Below are 15,391 nucleotides of genomic sequence, written 5' to 3' on the forward strand. Positions count from 1 at the left end.
ACCGTTAGGACTCAATGATGACGACTGCCGCAGAAACCACAGCCCACTACGTCCCGCAGGACCTTCCCACCCACATCCAGCACTACATCAACGGTGAATTCGTTGACTCCGTGGGCGGCAAGACCTTCGACGTCCTGGATCCGGTGTCCAACACCAACTACGCCACCGCCGCCGCCGGGCAGAAAGCGGACATCGACCTCGCCGTCGCCGCGGCCCGCGAAGCCTTCAAGAACGGGCCCTGGCCGAAGATGAAGCCGCGCGAACGCGCCCGCATCCTGAACAAGATCGCGGACGCCGTCGAAGCCCAGGAGGAGCGCCTGGCCGAACTCGAGACCTTCGACACCGGCCTGCCCATTACCCAGGCCAAGGGCCAGGCACTCCGGGCCGCAGAGAACTTCCGCTTCTTCGCGGACCTGATCGTCGCCCAGTTCGACGATGCCATGAAGGTCCCCGGATCGCAGATCAACTACGTGAACCGCAAGCCGATCGGCGTCGCCGGCCTCATCACTCCTTGGAACACCCCGTTCATGCTGGAGTCCTGGAAGCTCGCACCGGCCCTGGCCACCGGCAACACCGTGGTCCTCAAGCCGGCCGAGTTCACTCCGCTCTCCGCCTCGCTCTGGGCCACCATCTTCAAGGACGCAGGCCTGCCGAACGGCGTGTTCAACCTGGTCAACGGGCTCGGCGAGGAAGCGGGAGACGCCCTGGTCAAGCATCCGGACGTTCCGCTGATCTCCTTCACCGGCGAGACCACCACGGGCCAAACCATTTTCCGGAACGCGGCAGCCAACCTCAAGGGCCTCTCCATGGAACTCGGCGGCAAGTCCCCGTGCGTGGTGTTCGCCGACGCCGACCTCGACGCCGCGATCGACTCCGCGCTCTTCGGCGTCTTCTCGCTCAACGGCGAGCGCTGCACCGCCGGCTCGCGCATCCTGGTGGAGCGGGCCGTCTACGACGAGTTCTGCGAAAAGTACGCCGCCCGCGCCAAGAACATCGTCGTCGGCGATCCGCATGATCCCAAGACGCAGGTAGGTGCCCTGGTCCACCCGGAGCACTTCGCGAAGGTGGCCTCCTACGTGGAGATCGGCAAGTCCGAAGGCCGGCTGCTGGCCGGCGGCGGCCGCCCGGATCACCTCCCGGAAGGTAACTACATCGCCCCCACCGTGTTCGCCGACGTCGCCCCCGACGCACGGATCTTCCAGGAGGAAATCTTCGGCCCGGTGGTCGCGATCACCCCCTTCGAGAACGACGACGAAGCCCTCGCCCTGGCCAACAACACCAAGTACGGCCTGGCGGCCTACATCTGGACCCAGAACCTCACCCGGGCGCACAACTTCTCCCAGAATGTGGAGGCCGGCATGGTGTGGCTCAACAGCCACAACGTCCGCGACCTCCGCACCCCGTTCGGCGGCGTCAAGGCCTCCGGCCTGGGCCACGAGGGCGGCTACCGCTCCATCGATTTCTACACCGACCAGCAGGCCGTGCACATCACGCTCGGTTCCGTCCACACCCCCAAATTCGGCGCCTAGTACCGGCACCCACAGACCAACACGGCCCCTTTCAAAGAAGAGAGAACACCATGAACAACGTCATCCCGAAGCCCTCCGTCCCCGCTCCGGACATCGTCCGCTGCGCCTACATGGAGATCGTGGTCACGGACCTCGCCAAGTCCCGCGAGTTCTATGTTGACCTCCTGGGCCTGCACGTCACCGAAGAAGACGAGAACAACATCTACCTGCGCTCCCTCGAGGAGTTCATCCACCACAACCTGGTGCTGCGCAAGGGTCCCATCGCCGCCGTCGCCGCTTTTGCCTACCGGGTGAAGTCCCCCGCCGAAGTGGACGCCGCCGAGGCCTACTACAAGGAACTGGGCTGCCGCACCGAACGCCGCAAGGAAGGCTTCACCAAGGGCATCGGCGACTCCGTCCGCGTGGAGGATCCGCTCGGCTTCCCGTACGAATTCTTCTACGACGTGGAGCACGTGGAACGCCTCACCCAGCGCTACGACCTCTACTCCGCCGGCGAACTGGTCCGGCTGGACCACTTCAACCAGGTCACCCCGGATGTGCCCCGCGGCCGCAAGTACCTCGAGGACCTCGGCTTCCGCGTTTCCGAAGACATCCAGGATTCCGACGGCGTCTCCTACGCCGTCTGGATGCACCGCAAGCAGACCGTCCACGACACCGCGCTCACCGGCGGCAACGGCCCGCGCATGCACCACGTCGCCTTCGCCACGCACGAGAAGCACAACATCATCCAGATCTGCGACAAGATGGGCGCCCTGCGCATCAGCGACCGGATCGAACGCGGCCCCGGCCGGCACGGCGTGTCCAACGCGTTCTACCTCTACATCCTGGACCCGGACGGCCACCGCATCGAGATCTACACCCAGGACTACTACACCGGCGACCCGGACAACCCCACCATCACCTGGGACGTCCACGACAACCAGCGCCGCGACTGGTGGGGCAACCCCGTGGTCCCGTCCTGGTACACCGAGGCCTCCCTGGTCCTGGACCTCGACGGCAACCCGCAGCCCGTCATCCAGCGCACCGACGCCTCTGAGATGGCAGTGACCGTGGGCGCCGACGGCTTTTCCTACACCCGCAAGGACGGATCCCCCGACGGTGACCGGACGGGCTTCAAGCTCGGGGCGCAGCTGTAGCCATGCTGGATGCCAAGACGATCCAGGCCATCGCGGACGAGCTGCTCGAGGCCGGCCGGAACCGCAAGCCGGTGCCCCGGCTGACGTCCCGCTACCCGGACATGACGGTGGAGGATTCCTACGCCGTGCAGCAGCTGTGGCGGAACCGGAACGAGGATGCCGGCCGGAAGCTCGTGGGCCGCAAGATCGGCCTCACGTCCAAGGCCATGCAGGCCGCCACGGGCATCACCGAACCGGACTACGGCGCCATCTTCGATGACATGGTCCTCGAAACCGGCTGTTCCGTGCAATGGGACCGCTACACGCATCCGCGGGTGGAGGTGGAACTGGCGTTTGTGCTGAAAGACGCACTCAAGGGCCCGGGCTGCACCATCTTCGACGTCCTGAACGCCACCGACTACGTGGTCCCGGCCCTCGAGATCCTGGACTCCAGGATCGAGATGGAGGGCCGGACCATCGTGGACACCATCGCGGACAACGCCGCGATGGGGGCCATGGTGGTGGGCGGCCGTCCGGTCAAGCCCGACGCCGTCGACCTCCGCTGGGTCTCGGCCATCCTCTACAAGAACCAGACCGTGGAGGAGACCGGCGTGGCGGCGGGGGTCCTGGACCACCCCGCCAACGGTGTGCACTGGCTGGCCAACAAGATCGCCGCCCACGGTGACGGGATGAAGGCCGGGGACATCATCCTGGCCGGTTCCTTCACCCGCCCGCTCTGGGTCTACCAGGGCGACACCGTGCACGCCGACTACGGCCCCCTGGGAGTTGTCACATGCCGCTTCGAGTAGACCCGGACGCCACGTTCCGGGACGCCCTAGCCGCTGCGGACCGCCCCCTGGCCGGGATGTGGGTCTGTTCCGGCAGCCCGCTGGTGGCCGAGTTGTGCGCCGGGGCCGGGCTGGACTGGCTGCTGATTGACGCCGAGCACAGCCCCAACGGCCTGGAATCCATCCTGTCCCAGCTGCAGGCCGTCCGCGGCTACCCGGTCCACACCCTGGTCCGGCCGCCGGTCAACGACACCGTGGTGATCAAGCAGTACCTGGACCTCGGCGTCCAGAACCTGCTGGTGCCCATGGTGAACTCCGCCGCCGAGGCCGAAGCCGCGGTGGCCGCCACCCGGTACCCTCCCCGCGGTGTCCGCGGCGTGGGCTCCGCCCTTGCCCGGGCGTCGAGGTGGAACCGCATCCCGGACTACCTCGCCCGCGCTTCCGACACCGTCAGCCTCACCGTCCAGATCGAGTCCGAAGCCGCCGTCGCAGCGGTGCAGGAGATCCTTGCGGTGGACGGCGTGGACGGCATCTTCCTTGGACCGTCCGACCTCGCCGCCTCCATGGGCGTACTGGGACAGCAGGAACACCGGGAGGTGCGCGCCGCCGTCGAACGCTGCCTCGCCGCCGCCACAGCGGCGGGGAAGCCAGCGGGTGTCAACGCCTTCAACAAGGACGTAGCCCGCAGCTACCTGGCAGCCGGCGCCACGTTTGTGCTGGTGGGCGCCGACGTGGCGCTCCTGGCCCGCGGCTCCGAGGCACTCGCTGCCGAATTCGTCCCGGCTGGTGCCGGCGAAACCCCCGCCAGCTACTAACAGCCACCAAGCTTAAGGACTTTCCGTGACTCTTTCCCCTGCACTTTCCCCTGCCGTCACCCCTGAGCGGGAAGCCGCACTCCTCGCTTCCGTCCCCACCGGCCTGCTGATCGGCGGGCAGTGGTCGGAGGCGTCCGACGGCGGCACGTTCGACGTGCACGATCCCGCCACCGGGGAGGTACTCGCCACCCTGGCGTCCGCCACCAGCGCGGACGCTCTGGCCGCCCTTGACGCGGCCGAGAAGGTGCAGGCTTCCTGGGCCAGGACGGCACCCCGTGAGCGCGCCGAAATCCTGCGCCGCGCCTTCGACCTGGTGACCGAACGGGCCGATGACTTTGCCCTGCTGATGACCCTGGAGATGGGCAAGCCACTGGCCGAAGCCCGCGGGGAAGTCACGTACGGTGCCGAGTTCCTCCGTTGGTTCTCCGAAGAGACGGTCCGGGATTACGGCCGCTATCTCACCACCCCGGAGGGCAAAAACAAGATCCTGGTCCAGAAGAAGCCGGTAGGCCCGTGCCTGCTGATTACGCCGTGGAACTTCCCGCTGGCGATGGCCACCCGCAAGGTTGGCCCCGCCGTCGCCGCCGGCTGCACCATGGTGCTCAAGCCCGCCAAGCTCACCCCGCTGACCGCCCAGTACTTCGCCCAGACCATGCTCGACGCCGGCCTGCCCGCGGGGGTCCTGAACGTGGTGGCCTCCGCCAGCGCGTCCGGGATTTCCGGCCCGCTGCTGGCCGATCCGCGGCTGCGCAAGGTCTCCTTCACCGGCTCCACTCCGGTGGGCAAGCGGCTCATGGCCGACGCCGCCGGCAATGTCCTCCGCACGTCCATGGAGCTGGGCGGCAACGCCCCGTTCATCGTGTTCGGGGACGCCGACGTGGACAAAGCCGTCGAAGGTGCCATGGCCGCCAAGATGCGGAACATGGGCGAGGCCTGCACAGCCGCCAACCGGTTCCTGGTCCAGGAATCCGTGGCCGCCGAATTCACGGACAAGTTCGCCGCCGCCATGGGCGCCCTCACCACCGGCCGCGGCACCGAACCGGCCACCCAGGTGGGCCCGCTCATCGATGCCGGCGCCCGCGATGACGTGCACGCCCTGGTGAGCGCCGCCGTCGACGCCGGAGCAACAGCACTCACCGGCGGGTCCCCGGCAGAAGGCGCCGGGCACTTCTACCTGCCCACCGTGCTGGGGAACGTCCCGAACGACGCCGCGATCCTGCGCCAGGAAATCTTCGGCCCCGTCGCCCCGGTGACCACGTTCAGCACGGAGGAGGACGCCATCCGGCTCGCCAACGCCAGCGAGTACGGCCTGGCCTCCTACCTCTACAGCCGCGACTTCAACCGGCTGCTGCGCGTGGCCGAACAGATCGAATTCGGCATGGTGGGGTTCAACGCCGGCGTCATCTCCAACGCCGCCGCCCCCTTCGGCGGCGTCAAGCACTCCGGCCTGGGCCGCGAAGGGGGCTCCGAAGGCATCGCCGAATACACCACCACGCAGTACATAGGCATCGCCGACCCCTACGCGAGCTGACGGACCGCCCCCGCCGGTGGTTGAGCTCGTCGAAACCGATCTCGACAGGCTCGACCACCGGCGTGCCCCCGGCGTGTGGGCATTAGGACTCTGGTCGGCGGGCGGCCGCCGGGCGTAGCCTTGAGGCACTGGCACGCGTGATAGCTGGACATAATGGCGCCGAAGAAGCGATGGGGTTCTCGTCTGGCCGCAGCCTTGTGGAGGCTGGTCGGATTTGTTGCCGTGAGCGCCATCTGCGGGGTCCTGGCCGCCAGCCTGGTGGCACCCAGCGTCGCTGCGGCCGGCATGACGGTCAGCACTTCGATCACGTTCTTCAACAGCCTGCCCGGTGACCTCACGGTCGATCCCCCGTCGCAGGCCACCAAAATGGTGACCGCAGACGGCCAGCCCATCGCCACCTTCTACGCGGAAAACCGGGTGCGCGTCACCCTCGACCAGATGTCGCCGTTCATCAAGGACGCGATAGTCGCGATCGAGGACAGCCGCTTCTACGAACATGGCGGGGTTGACCCGCAGGGCATCCTCCGGGCGCTGACGTTCAACTTCACCCAGGGCGGCCGCCAGGGCGCGTCCACGCTGACCCAGCAGTACGTCACGAACATCATCAATGAGTCGTATCTTTCCGCGGATCAAGGCCAGCAGGTCGTTCTCAGCGGCCAGAAGAGCGTCGGCGACAAGGTTCGGGAGATGAAGCTCGCCATCGAGCTGGAGAAGAAATTCACCAAGGACCAGATCCTCGAAGGCTACCTGAACATCGTGTTCTTCAACCGGGACGCCTACGGGATCGAGGCCGCCGCACGGCACTTCTTCAGCTCTTCCGCCAAGGACCTCACCCTGCCCCAGGCGGCGCTGCTGGCCGGGCTGGTCAACAGCCCCACCTTCTACGACCCTGCCGTGCACCCGGAGAACTCCCTGCAACGCCGCAACCAGGTCCTGGGCAACATGCTGGAGCAGCGGAAAATCACCCGGGCCGAGCACGACGCCGCCGCGGCCACGGGGGTGGAGCTGAAGATCACCCCCGGGCGGCAGGGCTGCGCAGCCGCCGTCATCGCACCGTACTTCTGCGACTACGTGTCCCACCTGATCCTCAACAATCCGGCCTACGGAGCGGACCTCAACGACCGGGAGAGGCTGCTGTACCGCGGCGGCCTGACAATTGTCACCACGCTGGACAGCAGGCTGCAGGCCGCCGCCCAGGCCCAGGTGGACGCCACCGCAGGAGCGAATCCGGACAAATGGGGTGCCTCGCTGGTAACCATCCAGCCCGGTTCCGGCAGGATCCTGGCCATGGCGCAGAACACGGTATTCCTTCCGGCGGAAGGGAAGTTCGACACCCAGCTGAACTTCAACGTTGATTCCAAGGACGCCAACGGCAACGACCTCAACGGCGCGGGCGGATTCCAGCCAGGCTCCACCATGAAGCCCTTCACGTTCGCGGAATGGCTGAACGAGGGCAAACCCATCAACGCCGTGATCGACGCTTCCCGGCGGACCTATCCGCTCGACTTTCCGTGGCGCTCCAGTTGCGGAAAGGTGCTGGGCGCCTACAACACCGCCCAGCGGAATGAGGGCGCAGCTGACGATCTCCAGAACAACGATCCGGGCTACTACCGGCCGATGCCCGTCAACTACGGCCTGTATAACTCCATCAACACGGCGACCTTCGCTGAAGCCGCACAGCTGGACTTCTGCGGCATCCAGAAGATGGTGGATACCGTGGGCCTCCACAGCGGCCTGGACGGAGCCCAGGTCAACATGCACCAGCTCGGCAACCTGCTGGGCGCCATCGGCGTGGCTCCCCTGCACCTGGCCAACGCCTTTGCCACGTTCGCCAATGACGGCCGGTACTGCACCCCCATCGCCATCGCGGACGTCAGTGACCCTGCAGGGCGGCATCATCCGGCCGAGTCTTCCCAGTGCCGCGCCGCCGTCAAGCCCGAGGTGGCCCGCGGCGTCAACGCGGTGCTCCAGGACGTCCTGAAGATGGGTTCCGGCGTGTACATCAACCCGAAGGTCCAGAGCAAGGTGCCGGTGGCGGCCAAGACGGGGACGTCGAACAACAACGGCGCCACCTGGGTGACGGGCTACACCTCCGGCCTGGCCACGGCGTCGTTCTTTGGAGACACACTGGAGGGCCAACAGCGGGCAGGCCAGAACGTCACCATCAACGGCAACTTCTACAAGTCAATCGACGGCTACATGCTTGCCGGGCCGCAGTGGGCCAACTACATGATGGAGGTTGCCGGGCTGTACCCGGCAGAGCCCTTCCCGGCCCCGCCGCCGTCCATGTATGTCCCGCAGCAACCGACGCCGGCCCCTTCCCGCTAGCCCGCAGCCGCCGGGGCAGCCGCATCGCGATGCGCACCTCATCGAGGATCTGGTGCAGCCCGGCGCGGCGGCTGGACGCGAGCCGCCACCGCGGAGGCGTTTAGCAAGTAGTCAAGTCGCTAATAACAGGTAGTCACCCCTGTAGAGCTCGAACTCTCGGCGCCGATAGACTGGCTCCTCATCGCATCCTGCGGCGGATTCTCCTCCACCTGAACGAAGGATCGAATCATGAATGAGGCATCGGGACTAGCTAGTGTGATCCCCGCGCATAAGGATCCACTGCACTTGCACCGTCCGATTGATGTCCTCGAACCGTCTCCGACTTCCCGGCTCAGCATGCGGCGGCTCAGCATGCGGCGGGGACGTGGCCGCTCGACTGGTCTTCGCCCAGGCGGGTCGAGGAATCTGCGACTCCATGCACTGCTGACAGCACTGCTTCTTGCGGTGGGTCTCATGGTGGTGCCGATTGCGGCGTCGGCTGCTGAGGGTGATGTGGGAGTTCAAGGTCCGTCGCATTCGGGGACGGGGACACCGACGGGTACGAAGCGGGCGACGAGTTCCCTGTGGTTCAACGACGGGGTCTGGTGGGGGAACCTGTGGGACACTGCCAGCTCGGATTTTCATATCTTCCGGTTCAATGCCGCGACGAGCGCGTGGGTCGATACGGGTGTGGCGACGGAGCCGCGGGCGGACACTCATCATGACGTGTTGTGGGACGGGACGACGCTGTATGTGGCGAGTTATCGGTTCATCAACGACGGCCTGCCGGCTGAGGCGAACTTTCCGACGACGATGCGGCGTTTCAGCTACGACTCGAGTAGCAAGACGTACTCGCTGCTGAGTTCCACAAACATCAACAACTACCGCGTTGAGACCCTGACCATCGATAAGGACTCGACTGGTCGGGTGTGGGCCACGTGGCAGCAGGGGAACAAAATCTTTCTGAACGTCACTGGCACGGATGGCAAGACCTGGGGGACGCCATTCCCGCATCCCGCGTCGTTGAGCAACGTGTCTGTGGACGACACGTCGGCTGTGATCGCGTTCGGACCCGGCAATATGGGTGTGATGTGGAGCCGGCAGGTCGGTGACTCCACCGACGGCATGTACTGGAGCTACCACGTCGATGGAACGCCGAACACCAACTGGACCACTCCTGTGGCGGCGGTGTCGGGGCAGCAGAGCGGCGATGACCACATGAATCTGAAGTGGCTGGACTCCTCAGGTGGTCGGGTTTTCGCCGCCGTCAAGACGTCGTTCACGTCGGCTCCTCAGCCGCTGATCCAGCTGCTGTCATTGACTGGCACGACGTGGTCGGCCTACCCGATCGCGGCAGTGTCGGAGTGCCCCAACCGGGTGATCGTCTTGATTGATGAAAGTACGCAGATGCTGCGTACTTTCGCTTCCTATCCGAAGCCGGGTGGCACGACGAACGCTGGTGTCTGCACTAGCTCGGGGGGTGCGACCTACGAGAAGTCCACGCCGCTGGACAACATCAACTTCACCACCGCGAAGACGGCCCGTATCGTGGACGCCGACCAGTATGTCCACAACGTGACGTCAACGAAGCAGAACCTCAACAGTGCGTCGCGGGGCACTGCCAATAGCGGTGTGCTCGTGCTGGCCGATGTGAACGCCACGAGCCGGTACTGGCACTTTTACGACCCGAGCGTCGGTGGTGGGGGTAGTGATACGACCGCTCCGACCGTGACCGGTATGTCTCCAGTTGCTAGCGCGACTGGCGTGGCGGTGACGGCAAATGCGGCCGGCTCGTTCTCGGAGGCGATGGATGCGTCGACGCTCACATCGGACACGTTCACGTTGAAGGCTGGGGCGACGACGGTGCCGGCCGCTGTGACGTACAACAGCACGGACAAGGTTGCGACGTTGAACCCGGATGCGGACCTGGCGCCGGGTACGACGTACACGGCCACGATCCGGGGCGGCACCGGTGGGGTCAAGGATGTTGCCGGTAACGCGGTGGCGTCGGACGAGACGTGGAACTTCACCACGGCTTCCGGGGGCGGCGGCACGTCCGAGACAGTCACGCTCACGGCCACCGCTGACAGTTATGTCTTGAGCGTGGCGACGGGGACGAACTATGGGACGAGTACCACGTTGGGTGTGGACAACAGCCCGGTGGAGGTCACGTACGTGAAGTTCGACCTGTCGGCGTATGCGGGCAGGACCCTGGAGAGTGCGACTTTGGAGCTGCGTATCGCCGGGAACGGGTCAACGGGTAAGCAGAACGTCAAGCTGGTCGCTGATGACAGCTGGACGGAGGGCGGGATCACTTACAACAACCGTCCGGCACTCGGCACCATCGTCGGCACGCTCGGCCCGACAACGACCAACACCAGCTACAGCGTTCCGCTGACGGTCAGCGCCCTGACCGGTGGGCTCGGCCAACAGCTCTCACTTGGTTTGGACTCCAGCAGCACCGACGCCGTGGACATCAACTCCAAGGAGGCCGGCAGCATGCTCGCACCCAAGCTGGTGCTAACGCTGAACTAGGTCGCGGCTGGCATCAGACGCCAAGTGCCGGGACGTCATCCGTGAGGAGGCGGTCCCGGCACTGCCTTTTTACACCTGCCGTCGGCAAGCCCGGGCGGCGAGGCAGCCGGGCGGTGCGCTGACACGGGTCCGGCTCAGCCACCGTCCGGACGCCAGTACCTTAGCCCGCCACTGGTGGCGCCGTCGCGGGCGACATCGACCACGGCGTACGGGAACGCCCGACGGTCCGACTGGTCAGGTCCGCGACCGCGGACGTCCGAACACCATGTGCCGGTGTTGACGTACCGGGTGGGGCAGGCCTCGAGCTCCGATTCGAGGGCCCTGTGCGTGTGGCCAGAGATGTACCAGGCCACTCCGGAACGGTGCACCTCGAGGGTACGCGCGAACCGGCCCGCTGCAGCAGGAGCCTCGTCACCGGCGATGCTGCGCCCGGCGGCCGCGAGCACCATGCGGATCGCGGTGCGCGGGAGCGCCGACACCGTCCGAAACCGGGACAGGCGCGCCAGTTCCCGAACGGCCGCCTCGTCGAGCGCGAGGCGTAGCGACTCGTTCTGCAACAGCTCGTCATACGCGCGCTCCCGGACGCGGCGTTCCGCCCGCTCGGACGCCAGGCAGGCCCGGGCAACCGCCCCCGCACGGGTCAGGCGCGACCTCGACGGATGGGCGTTCCAGGCGGCGAGCGGTGGTAGGTCCAGCTCGTCGGTGCCATTGACCGCCGTGCGGAGCAGCTCGGGTATCCGGTGCAGCGCGTGGTGCTGGTGCCCGTGCTCGGCCACGAGCACACGGGGCACGTGCAGGAACCACGGGTGAACGCGGACCCGCGCGGGCTCGAGGGGTGACAGCAGCGCCGACAGGCGGGCGGCAACGGCGGGCCGGGCCAGCTCCACGTCGTGGTTACCGCACACGAAGTGGAGCTGCACGCCGCGCGCCGCACACGCCTCCAGCGCCCGGAACGTGTCGGGGTGGCGGGCGAGGATCGACTCGAGCCGTGCCACGCTCTCGTCCTCGGCGTACCCGACCAGCTCGAACGTGTCTCCGATGAAGACGACGTGCTGCTGCGGACCGGAGGCTGCGAGCACGTCTCGGCGCAGGAACTCGGGCAGCATTCTGCCAGGGCACCGGGGGTCGTCGTCCGCCACGCCCAGGTGGAGGTCGCTGAGGAGCCACCACCGCGCCGTCCGGCTCACGTGAGCAGTCCCAGCACGCGTGGAAGGAAGAGGAGCAGGTACATCGTCCACATGACGGCGACGACCTTGGGGCTCACCGTTCGGCCGAGGAGCTTCGGGCGTGTGGGCCGGGCGGTGTCCGGTCCGGCGCGTCGGACCTCGAGCGCGACGAGGGTGACGAGCAGGGCGGCAGTCGCGAGTAGTCCCGCCAGATCGATCATGACGCCGACTCCTGCCGTGCGCGTGCCATGCACGCGAGGACGGTGATGATGCCCATCGTGACGACGCACGCCTGCCACGACCACACAGCGAGGTAGAACATCGCCGTAGACACCGCCGTGAGCGCGGCGAGGCCGAGCGCCAGGACGAGCAGCGCGCCGAGCGCGAGGTCATCCACCTGCGTGAGTCGGGCCAGTGCCTGCCCCGGGAGCAGCACGAGGACGGCTGTCGCGGCGACCGCCTGCAGCGGTGTCGGCAGCCCGACGAGCGTCACCAGCGCCAGCGCGACGGCCGCGACACCGAGCGCCACGGTGGGCCGGCTGACGCCGCCGCCGCTCATGGCGCCACCCGGTACACGCGTGCGTCGACGTTGCTGAACGCGAGCTCCACGCCGTCCTGAGCGCTCAGCCACTCCTCCAGTTCGGCGAAGCCGCGCGCGCTGCTGGCGCCCTGGAGTATGAGACTCGCCTCCGACGAACGCGTGAGCAGCACGAGGGCACCGGCGGAATTGTGCCGGGCGTAGCCATAAACGAGTGGGCCGCACGTCGCCGCCGACAAGTCGGACGGGCACAGCTCGTCGATGGTCCGGTACCGGTGTTCGAGGTAGGCCTCGCTGCGCCACGGTGTCGGGTGCGCAGCCGAGATGATCGCCGAGCCGGGGGGCGCGAGACGCTGCACGGCGGCGACAGCGGCGATCTCACCGTCGGTGAAGACGTCATACCGGGCGTTTCCGAACCGGCCCGTCACGGTCAGCACGGCCAGCAGGAAGCAAGTAAGCGCAAGGCATACGGCGGCGCGGGAGGAGGGGCGTCTGCTGCTATCCGTGGGAAGCAGGACCGAGCACGCCTGCATGGCCACGAAGGGCAGCGCGAACAGCGAGACGCGGATGAGCATCTCCCCGCCGTACGACTGCGCGGGGAAGAGCAGCAGTGGGGTAACGGCGAGGAGAACCACCCGGATGTCGAGACGCCCTCTGCGCCAGTCGCGCACCGCCCCCGCCGCGGCGAGCGCCCACAGCACGAGGGTGAGAACGACCCGAAGCTGCACCACGAGCATGTGCCCATCGGTCCCGCTCATGCGGTCGACGACGTTCGCCGCGGTCGCGGCCTGCAGTCCTGCGTCCGCCAAGGGTGGATGCCCGATGAGGTATGCACTCGCGGGGTAGACGAGCCAGAGCGCCAGCACGACCCCGGTGATCAGGGGCAGCCGGCTGGGCCAGACACGTCCGCTCAGGGTGAGAGCGGTGATGGCGATGAGCACCATAAACGGCGTCAGCTGATGGCTCGCGCAGATGACCGCGACGAGCAAGAGGGTCACCGCGAGGGCCCCCACCCGGTGCCCCGGCCGGGGCTCGGCGGCCGACCGCCCTCGCCACCACGCCGCCAGGTCGGCGCGTCGGAAACCGCGGAGCACGGGGGGCCGCGCGGCCAACGGGCCGACGACCAGCGCGACGACGACGAGGTACAGGAAGAAGCCGAAGGCCTGGGGAGACAAGTAGTCCTGGTCCTGCCAGTTGCCGAGGCAGAAGACCCAGAGCACGAGCCAGCGCCGTCGCGGATCGCTCGTCAGGTAGCGCGTCAGCACGGCCAGGGCAGCGAGCCACAGACCCATGTCGACTACCGGCGCCCACAAGGCAACGGCCACAGGGTCGAGACCGGTCGCCCGGAGCACCGTCGCCAGGAGGGCGAAGAAACCAGGCCAGTTGAAGTACGCGTCGATGTCCGGGTCGATCCCCTGGGTGCGCGAGAGGGCGTCGGCGATGCCCAGATGACGGAACGCGACCTCACCCCGCGGTACGTCCGTCACGAAGGCTGCGGTCCCGAAGAGCACGAGCACGAGCACCGCGACGAGCCAGATCATGACCGGGCGGCGTGCCGGGCCCTCGGCATCCCCCCGCAGCGCCACGACGAAGGCGATGTTCAGAAGCAGGACCCCCGCCCAGAACGGGTAGGGCAGCACTGCGACGAACCCCAAATCGCTGTTCACGGGCACGGCCACCGTGGAGGCGGCCCCCGCGGCAAGCGCCAGCGACACGACGCCCGCCAGTGCGCACCACACATCACGGGGCTTCCAGCGTCCCCGGGTGGGGCTGGTCGTATCGGGCGTGATGATCATCGCGCTGGTCATCGTGCGTCCTGCGTGACACGCCGAAGGACGGCGACCAGCCGGAGGCCGACCGCCGCGGCCCCGATTGACAGCACCACCAGCCATGCAAGGGCCATGGCGGTGGGGCCCTTGTAGGCGGCCAACAGCGCTGAGGCGCAGAGGGCTACTCCGAGCACCACGCCGACCACGATCGCCTCCGCGTAGCGACCGCGGGCCCGGCACACGGCGTTGTAGGCCTGCAGCACCGCGTACGGCACCAGTCCGGCCGCCAACAACCGTAGAGCGCCGGCGGACGAGTCGGCGTACCGCTCCCCCAGCAGACTGAGCAGCGGGTGAGCGAAGAGCACAAGGACGGCGGCAGCCACGCCTCCTACGGCGAGCGACCAACGGAGACTAGCCAAGGTGGTCGACACTAGGCGGTCCGGGTCGCGGACACCCTCGGAGAACTGGACGATGCCCATCAGCATCGGAGCGGTGTAGGCGGCCCAGGCCATCATCCATGCGGGATACCAGTAGGCAGCGGCCTCTGGCGCTACCATGTGCGCGAGCAGGAGTGGCAGCATCAGCCCGGGGGCGCGCTCCGTGAGGGTGAGGAGCTGGTGCGGAATGCCCAGCGCCAGCAGTGGACGGCCGCGCGCCAGACGTAAGGACGGTCGCGGCCGGTAGCCGATTAGTCTTCGCAGCTGGACGGCACCGACGACGCACGTCACGGCCGTCCCTAGGGTCCAGCAGGCCATCAGAACGTCGGCGGAGGCGCCGTGCGCCCACAAGGCCACGAGCGCCGCGGCCCCGAGTGAGATCCCGCCACCCAACGCGTACCTCGAGGTCGCGCTGGCACCGCGTCCCAACGCCACAAGCGCCTGGTCCAGCACGATGCCCAGAGTCCCGGTGACGGCAGCCACGAGGAACGTCAGCCAGAAGAGAACCGATACCGAGGCCGTGTCCGGCGTCGCGGCCGACTGCAGCACGAGGTAGCCGAGGGCCAGCACGGTCCCGGCTACCCCCACGATGGCGAACGCCGCGTCCAGCACCCGCGCGGGCGACTCTCCTCGCCCCACCGCGACGATCACGGCCGAACCGGCGCCCAGCACCGCGAGCTGAGTGCAGATCATCACCGCCGAGACCGCGGCCGTGGTGAGCCCGACCTCGCGGTCGGACGTCGCATTCGCGGCCACGACCCAGAAGGCGAAACCCGTGCCCGTTTGGGCGGCCTTGGCCACGACGAGGCCGAGCGAGCTGCGCAGCGGGGAGTGCCGGACGGTCGATGCGTCCGTCACAGC

The 15,391-nt window shown here is 67.5% G+C and carries 12 protein-coding genes; 7 read left to right on the forward strand and 5 right to left on the reverse strand.

The window, feature by feature from the left end; genetic code table 11:
* The first annotated feature begins 17 nt into the window (after nucleotides 1-17).
* The 7 genes from hpaE to AC07YR_RS14430 all read left to right on the forward strand — a co-directional run bounded on the left by hpaE (nucleotide 18) and on the right by AC07YR_RS14430 (nucleotide 10,620).
* Nucleotides 18-1,529: a 5-carboxymethyl-2-hydroxymuconate semialdehyde dehydrogenase gene (hpaE, locus tag AC07YR_RS14400; protein WP_494734382.1), complete on the forward strand. Its 1,512-nt coding sequence runs from the start codon at nucleotides 18-20 to the stop codon at nucleotides 1,527-1,529.
* Nucleotides 1,530-1,579: 50 nt separating this feature from the next.
* Nucleotides 1,580-2,665 carry a 3,4-dihydroxyphenylacetate 2,3-dioxygenase gene (gene hpaD / locus AC07YR_RS14405; protein WP_436058674.1) on the forward strand — a complete coding sequence of 362 codons (1,086 nt, stop codon included), beginning with the start codon at nucleotides 1,580-1,582 and terminating at the stop codon, nucleotides 2,663-2,665.
* Between the two features lie 2 nt (nucleotides 2,666-2,667).
* Complete coding sequence (gene hpaH / locus AC07YR_RS14410) at nucleotides 2,668-3,453, forward strand: 2-oxo-hept-4-ene-1,7-dioate hydratase (protein WP_494734383.1); 786 nt, start codon at nucleotides 2,668-2,670, stop codon at nucleotides 3,451-3,453.
* Nucleotides 3,438-4,247 carry an aldolase/citrate lyase family protein gene (locus AC07YR_RS14415; protein WP_494734384.1) on the forward strand — a complete coding sequence of 270 codons (810 nt, stop codon included), beginning with the start codon at nucleotides 3,438-3,440 and terminating at the stop codon, nucleotides 4,245-4,247. Before hpaH ends, AC07YR_RS14415 begins: the two co-directional genes overlap by 16 nt.
* 25 nt (nucleotides 4,248-4,272) lie before the next feature.
* Nucleotides 4,273-5,778, forward strand: coding sequence for an NAD-dependent succinate-semialdehyde dehydrogenase (locus AC07YR_RS14420; protein ID WP_494734385.1), 1,506 nt, complete (start codon nucleotides 4,273-4,275; stop codon nucleotides 5,776-5,778).
* Nucleotides 5,779-5,931: 153 nt separating this feature from the next.
* Nucleotides 5,932-8,106 (forward strand): transglycosylase domain-containing protein, encoded by a 2,175-nt coding sequence (locus AC07YR_RS14425; RefSeq protein ID WP_494734386.1) that lies wholly within the window; start codon nucleotides 5,932-5,934, stop codon nucleotides 8,104-8,106.
* Nucleotides 8,107-8,334: 228 nt separating this feature from the next.
* Nucleotides 8,335-10,620 carry a CBM96 family carbohydrate-binding protein gene (locus tag AC07YR_RS14430; protein ID WP_494734387.1) on the forward strand — a complete coding sequence of 762 codons (2,286 nt, stop codon included), beginning with the start codon at nucleotides 8,335-8,337 and terminating at the stop codon, nucleotides 10,618-10,620.
* 134 nt (nucleotides 10,621-10,754) lie between these two features.
* Here AC07YR_RS14430 and AC07YR_RS14435 read toward each other — a convergent pair whose 3' ends face one another.
* From AC07YR_RS14435 to AC07YR_RS14455, 5 genes are all read right to left on the reverse strand, one after another.
* On the reverse strand, nucleotides 10,755-11,726 hold the full coding sequence (locus tag AC07YR_RS14435; RefSeq protein ID WP_494734388.1) for a metallophosphoesterase family protein: 972 nt from the start codon (nucleotides 11,724-11,726) through the stop codon (nucleotides 10,755-10,757).
* Nucleotides 11,727-11,803: 77 nt separating this feature from the next.
* A complete protein-coding gene (locus tag AC07YR_RS14440) occupies nucleotides 11,804-12,007 on the reverse strand; it encodes a hypothetical protein (protein WP_436058681.1) in 204 nt (67 codons plus the stop codon).
* On the reverse strand, nucleotides 12,004-12,345 hold the full coding sequence (locus AC07YR_RS14445; protein WP_436058682.1) for a hypothetical protein: 342 nt from the start codon (nucleotides 12,343-12,345) through the stop codon (nucleotides 12,004-12,006). Before AC07YR_RS14445 ends, AC07YR_RS14440 begins: the two co-directional genes overlap by 4 nt.
* A complete protein-coding gene (locus tag AC07YR_RS14450) occupies nucleotides 12,342-14,132 on the reverse strand; it encodes a glycosyltransferase (RefSeq protein WP_494734389.1) in 1,791 nt (596 codons plus the stop codon). The genes AC07YR_RS14445 and AC07YR_RS14450 overlap by 4 nt, the downstream gene beginning before the upstream one ends.
* Nucleotides 14,129-15,388: a lipopolysaccharide biosynthesis protein gene (locus tag AC07YR_RS14455; protein ID WP_494734390.1), complete on the reverse strand. Its 1,260-nt coding sequence runs from the start codon at nucleotides 15,386-15,388 to the stop codon at nucleotides 14,129-14,131. The genes AC07YR_RS14450 and AC07YR_RS14455 overlap by 4 nt, the downstream gene beginning before the upstream one ends.
* Nucleotides 15,389-15,391 lie beyond the last annotated feature (3 nt).

Source organism: Arthrobacter sp. GW460-12-1-14-TSB2 (genome assembly GCF_059423525.1).

Bases quoted from the DNA above. Each gene is read 5' to 3' on its own strand.
- hpaE (WP_494734382.1), top strand. From the start codon at position 18: ATGACGACTGCCGCAGAAACCACAGCCCACTACGTCCCGCAGGACCTT.
- hpaD (WP_436058674.1), top strand. From the start codon at position 1,580: ATGAACAACGTCATCCCGAAGCCCTCCGTCCCCGCTCCGGACATCGTC.
- hpaH (WP_494734383.1), top strand. From the start codon at position 2,668: ATGCTGGATGCCAAGACGATCCAGGCCATCGCGGACGAGCTGCTCGAG.
- AC07YR_RS14415 (WP_494734384.1), top strand. From the start codon at position 3,438: ATGCCGCTTCGAGTAGACCCGGACGCCACGTTCCGGGACGCCCTAGCC.
- AC07YR_RS14425 (WP_494734386.1), top strand. From the start codon at position 5,932: ATGGCGCCGAAGAAGCGATGGGGTTCTCGTCTGGCCGCAGCCTTGTGG.
- AC07YR_RS14430 (WP_494734387.1), top strand. From the start codon at position 8,335: ATGAATGAGGCATCGGGACTAGCTAGTGTGATCCCCGCGCATAAGGAT.
- AC07YR_RS14435 (WP_494734388.1), bottom strand. From the start codon at position 11,726: ATGCTGCCCGAGTTCCTGCGCCGAGACGTGCTCGCAGCCTCCGGTCCG.
- AC07YR_RS14440 (WP_436058681.1), bottom strand. From the start codon at position 12,007: ATGATCGATCTGGCGGGACTACTCGCGACTGCCGCCCTGCTCGTCACC.
- AC07YR_RS14445 (WP_436058682.1), bottom strand. From the start codon at position 12,345: ATGAGCGGCGGCGGCGTCAGCCGGCCCACCGTGGCGCTCGGTGTCGCG.
- AC07YR_RS14450 (WP_494734389.1), bottom strand. From the start codon at position 14,132: ATGACCAGCGCGATGATCATCACGCCCGATACGACCAGCCCCACCCGG.